At 35.7% G+C, this 5,248-nt stretch carries 6 protein-coding genes and 1 pseudogene; 1 reads left to right on the forward strand and 6 read right to left on the reverse strand.

Going from position 1 to position 5,248, the window contains the following annotated elements; genetic code table 11:
* From GSY74_RS04640 to tolB, 6 genes are all read right to left on the reverse strand, one after another.
* Positions 1–271 (reverse strand): MlaD family protein (locus GSY74_RS04640; protein WP_164663937.1); only part of this gene is annotated, 271 nt, incomplete at its 3' end.
* A gap of 167 nt (positions 272–438) precedes the next feature.
* Entirely contained in the window at positions 439–1,020 is a 582-nt protein-coding gene (locus tag GSY74_RS04645) for a paraquat-inducible protein A (protein WP_370518768.1), read from the reverse strand.
* Positions 1,021–1,215: 195 nt separating this feature from the next.
* Complete coding sequence (locus GSY74_RS04650) at positions 1,216–1,737, reverse strand: peptidylprolyl isomerase (protein WP_164663938.1); 522 nt, start codon at positions 1,735–1,737, stop codon at positions 1,216–1,218.
* Between the two features lie 100 nt (positions 1,738–1,837).
* Positions 1,838–2,635, reverse strand: coding sequence for a tetratricopeptide repeat protein (locus tag GSY74_RS04655; RefSeq protein ID WP_164663939.1), 798 nt, complete (start codon positions 2,633–2,635; stop codon positions 1,838–1,840).
* A 14-nt stretch (positions 2,636–2,649) separates the two neighbouring features.
* Entirely contained in the window at positions 2,650–3,225 is a 576-nt protein-coding gene (locus GSY74_RS04660) for an OmpA family protein (protein WP_164663940.1), read from the reverse strand.
* Positions 3,226–3,275: 50 nt separating this feature from the next.
* Positions 3,276–4,511 (reverse strand): Tol-Pal system protein TolB, encoded by a 1,236-nt coding sequence (gene tolB, locus GSY74_RS04665; RefSeq protein ID WP_164663941.1) that lies wholly within the window; start codon positions 4,509–4,511, stop codon positions 3,276–3,278.
* A gap of 162 nt (positions 4,512–4,673) precedes the next feature.
* Between tolB and GSY74_RS04670 the strand changes: the two are divergent.
* A pseudogene (locus tag GSY74_RS04670) lies at positions 4,674–5,248 on the forward strand (helicase); the annotation flags it as partial.

Below are 5,248 nucleotides of genomic sequence, written 5' to 3' on the forward strand. Positions count from 1 at the left end.
TAGCTTTGATTATAACACCCTCTCCATCATTAGATAGTGATATTTTTTTGACAATTCCTATAGTGACATCACGCATCTTTATGGGGCTTTGATTCTCTACTAATCCTGCATTTGATTTGAATGATATTTTGATGTTAGAGCCAATCTTTGCATAGTATTGATATGCCAACCAAAGGGCAATAATAAGTGCAATAAATGGTACAAGCCAGATAGTTGTCAAGATTCTAACCCCTCTGGACTCCCTTACCCTTGGTGCATTATATTTTTTCATATATATTTATCCCTTTTTCTGAAACAAATAGTTCGGGTGTAAACACGCCGATTCCAAAAATGCAGATTGCATATAAGGAAACGATGGCTTTAGCCTCGCTATATTTCAACATTAATTCATTGGCATTGGGCTGAAGCCTCCGATTCCAAATGAGTTTTACAACAAGTCTACTTTTTTATAAGTCTACTATCAAATGATAGTGCTGATAACATGGTAAAAAACACCATAAGTCCAAATGCAGTCGCTCCCGTACCTGGCAATATCTGTACAGCCGTAAAGTGAATTAGCACAGAGAGTATAGCCACAACAAAAACATCAATCATCGACCACGAGCCGATAACCTCTGTAATATAAAAAAGTTTATGTTTATCTGCTATTGATGATTTAACATTATACTTAGTTGAGATTAGAAGATAGGTAATAAAGATAAATTTCAGGATAGGTACAAAAACCGAAGCCAAAAGGATAATAATAGCAACAGGATAGGAACCCGCCTCCCAAAGATGCATAATCCCCCCAAGTATAGTACTCTCTTGCATAACTCCAAACTGTCTAGTAATTAATATAGGATAGAGGTTTGCAGGGATATAGAGGATTATAGCTGTTATCAAAAAAGCTATAGTTCGGTGAAGGCTTACATCTTTGTGAGTATATATCTTCTCTCCACATCGTCTGCAGATTATCTCACCAACTTTTTCATTATTTACAGCTTCACATATGTGACATCTTACAAATCTGTTTTTAACCACGATTATCTCCAAAACTTTTGTTTTTATTGGGGTATTATATCGTTTTTTATTGGATTGAATGTGCGTTTGAAATTTGAAAAAAGTTGATTTTGTTTTTTTCGGAAACGGAGAGTTTACTCCCAAACAGCGGAGGCAGAGCCTTCCAATTCCGAGTTTTTCAAGATGTATATTTAAGTAGAAAAGGAGTTTAGACTATTAACTACTACAAGTCCCACTACCACAACAACCATCACCATGGTCGTGTCCACCACCAATTTGACCAGATGTTATCTCATCTGCTGTAGCTCCTCTAGCAGAGAGAACTGTTACGGAGAACATCAAATCTTTACCAGCCAATGGATGGTTAAAATCAACATTTACCTCTTTCTCATCAAAACTTTTAACTGTTACTTGTACAGTTTGTCCCTGCTCACCTTGACCATATAGAGTTAAATCATCTTGTAGCTCAACACCTTCGAATTGTTCAATTGGAAGAGTCTGAACAGCATTGTCATCTCTAGCTCCATATGCTTTTTCGGCAGGAACCATAATGTCACCACTCTCATCTTTGGACATACCGACAAGTGCCTCTTCGAGACCAGGAATAATCTGACCTACACCCATAATAAACTCTAGTGGCTGACCTGTACCTTTGTTTGAATCAACAACTTCTGTTGCTCCTGCTTCTTTTACTTCGTATTCAATACCTACAACACAATTTTCATTTGTAATTGTCATATAAGCTCCTGTTTTTTAAATTTCAACATCATATCTAATCAAACTTTATTATGACTTAGGAATTTTGTTAATAATGAAGGGTAGAGACTTGGCTCTGCCCCTACAGATTTTTTTTTGCTATCTCTGAAGCTTTGGTATCAGGATAGTTATCTATGACAAACTGAAAAAAGGCTTTTGCTTGACTCTCTTGACCTGTTCTAGCTAGAGATATAGCTGTATGAAGATATAAAATTTTCATATAAGAGGCTTTATTATAGAGTGAAGCACTTTTTTTATAGTATGCAATCGCATCACTATACTCTTGTGTATAGTATGCTATCTCACCTAGATAGTAGTTGGATGATGCTAATTTATAGTTGTTTGCAAGTGCTTCTTCAAAGTTCTGCTTTGCAGATTGATAACTTTTTTGACCAAAAAGCTGAACAGCTCTTCTATATGTAGTTGAGATATCATTAGAGTTGGTGCTACTTGTGGAGACGGTGGTAGTTTGCTTTACAGGTCTACTTCCTGTCAATGCCTCTTTTAGATCCTCTTGCGTTACATAGTTATTGTTGATTTGGTCAATCATCTGTCCCAACTCTAATAGCATATTATAAGTCTGATTAGGGTCTTGGGAGCCACTCCCTTTTACAGAGGTATCTACTTGCTCTTTTAGTGCCAAAATCTCTTTGTTTAGTCCCTCTATTATAGTTGTCAAACCATCTATTCTATTCTGCTGTTCCTCTACTCTATTTTTTAGATTCTGGACTACTCTTCTATTCTCAAGTACACTTTTCTCTGTTGTTGTCAATCCATATGGTTGGGCAGAATCTATATCTCCTGCTCCATATATTGATGGTTCATAGGCATATAGGATTGGTGCTAAGGCTATTGAAGCTATTAAAATTATCTTTTTCATCTACATTTCCAAAATTATCTTATGACTTTGAACTCAACGCGTCTATTTTTAGCATAACACGCATTTGAGTAACCTGAGGTACACTCTGGTGAACTCTCACCCATACTTACCATCGTAATACTAGATGGTCTAATACCAGAACTAACTATCGCATCTCTTGCCGATTTAGCTCGTCTTAAACCTAATGCATAGTTATACTCGTCTGTTCCTGAGGCATCACAATGCCCCTCTATTTTTACTCTAGCACCACTCTTAATTGATGAATTTAGTGCTTGGGCATTATTTCTAACTATATGTAGCTTATCAGGTGTGATGTTATATTGGTCAGAAGAAAAATAGATATTTTTTATACCACTACTGCTCTCTTCACCATAAGATGAGTTATGTGTATAACTGCCACCATCTTTACCATACAAATCTACATTTTCATACTCATACTGATTTCCATTAATATCAGAAGCGGAATACTCTACCTCTTGGATATTACCATTAGCATCACCATCTACACCTATACTACTAATCTCTTTTTGAGCACAACCAATCATCAGAAGAGCAGACAAAATTAATGTTACGGTTAATCTTTTTTTCATTTTTTTCCTTTTCACATTTTTTAACTATATTATAGCAATCAAAAATTAATCTACCAATCAATAGATTGAATTTTACCACTCTGCATAGGATAGAGAGCATTCTCATTTGTTGCGAGATTCATATATCCAATACTATTCTTGCCACCACTCTGTTTGATATATAGAACAACTTTACCATCACTTGAAAATCGTGGAAGTTGGTTTGAACCATTTGATGTGAGTGGTCTGACATATGAACTATAAGCTGAACCTAGATAGATATTGGTAGCTCCACCCTCTCTTACAGAGTACAAGATATATCTGTCAAATGCATCACAAGAGCTATTGTTAGAGCCATGTCGTGCGATTTTTGATACAGATGAGGAGCCTATAGATTTGGCATATATATTTGCTCTTCCCGTACGGTTAGATACAAATGCTATTCTACTCTCATCACCTAGATACTTACCATTTACATCTATCCCACCAAACTTTGTAAGTCGGTTTTTGGAGCCATTTCCTACACTGTATTCATAGATGTCAGTTTGTCCATTTGGAGCCATAGTTAGAAGCAGTTTAGACCCATCTGCACTTACATCTGAACAGACTAACATCCCTTCAGATGAGACAATTTTTTTGCGACTTCCTGAACCCATATCTACACGATATAGTGTAGGAGTTAGAGCATTATATGATGTATAATAGAAAGCATTTTGATTTTTGTTTGCCCATTTTGGGAAAAGATTTAGTCCACCTCTTATAATAACACTAGAGAAGAGTAGTGTATAGTCAGCAACCCATATCTCACTTTTTCTCGAAGAGGTATATTTGGAAAAGAGTATATGCCGTTTCATCCAAGAGATATCATCATGCCCTAGAGCGTTGTTAATATCAACAACGGCATTGTGTGACAAAAATGGGTATCGTTGTGAGCTATTGACACTATACCCTTTTGCTAAAACAACCCTATTATCATAAACCTGAATCAACTTAATGTCAAGCTTGGTTCCAGATGATGAATAGCTATACTTTATAATATACTCTCTATCATGTAGCTCTGGAGGTAACATCGCACCCTCTTCAAAACTACCTCTTCTGGGTGTTTTATCCACCTCAAAGTGTCCACTCATCTTAATATCATTGAGAAGTAGTGAGAACATCTTCTGATGCCTATTGCTACTCCCTGCTGTATTTACATTTTCGATTATGCTAATAGTTGTTTTTGACTCAACATCTTTTTCGATGGTTAACTCTGCATCAACGGCAAAGAGGCTAATGGTCAATAGAAAAAACAGTATAAAACGCATTTTTATCCTTTCTGTTTGTATAAATAAATTTTGAATATATAATATCTTATCTATAGTAAAGGTATGGTTATATTCCTATATTATTGAGCTAATCAAAATCAATCATATAAATGTTATAATATCTCCACAAGAATCAAATATCATATATAAAGTTAAAAACAGATGGCAAAGAAAAAGAAAAAACAGTCGATAAAGATAAACAATAAGATAAGAGAACTAATGAGTGGTGAACCCTTTGATGAGGGGATAAAAAAGCTTGATGAGAATATACTAGTAGAGCTTACCATGTTACTTGACCTAAAAGTACCGATGCTTACCAAAAAAGAGATGACAAGAGCTTTGAGGCAGACATGGGCAGAGGCTGATAGCACTTTGAGACTGGGTATTGTAAATCTCTTGGAGCAACTTGGAGTCAAGACACCTAGCAAGAGGCAGGTGGAGGATAAGGTAGACCACATCGTAACTATATTGGGTGAGTATGAATATACTAGAGAAGAAGAACAAGAGATACTTTCTGCTTTTATAGATAGCAAACTCTCCAAGATAACGGATGAGAAGGTGGCAAATAAGCTAAACTATATCCGTCAAAACAAGATAATGAGAAAGTGGGAAGCTGTACTAGATGTAAAATTCAATACAAGCTCCAAAATGGAATTTTACCACTCTTATGAGTTTGATATTGATGATAAAACATTTAGAAAAACTCTCTTGACATTCAGCGATTATATAGACAACAA

The sequence above is a fragment of the Sulfurovum sp. bin170 genome (assembly GCF_010892395.1).
GTDB lineage: Bacteria > Campylobacterota > Campylobacteria > Campylobacterales > Sulfurovaceae > UBA1140.

Bases quoted from the DNA above. Each gene is read 5' to 3' on its own strand.
- GSY74_RS04650 (WP_164663938.1), bottom strand. From the start codon at position 1,737: ATGACAATTACAAATGAAAATTGTGTTGTAGGTATTGAATACGAAGTA.
- GSY74_RS04655 (WP_164663939.1), bottom strand. From the start codon at position 2,635: ATGAAAAAGATAATTTTAATAGCTTCAATAGCCTTAGCACCAATCCTA.
- GSY74_RS04660 (WP_164663940.1), bottom strand. From the start codon at position 3,225: ATGAAAAAAAGATTAACCGTAACATTAATTTTGTCTGCTCTTCTGATG.
- tolB (WP_164663941.1), bottom strand. From the start codon at position 4,511: ATGCGTTTTATACTGTTTTTTCTATTGACCATTAGCCTCTTTGCCGTT.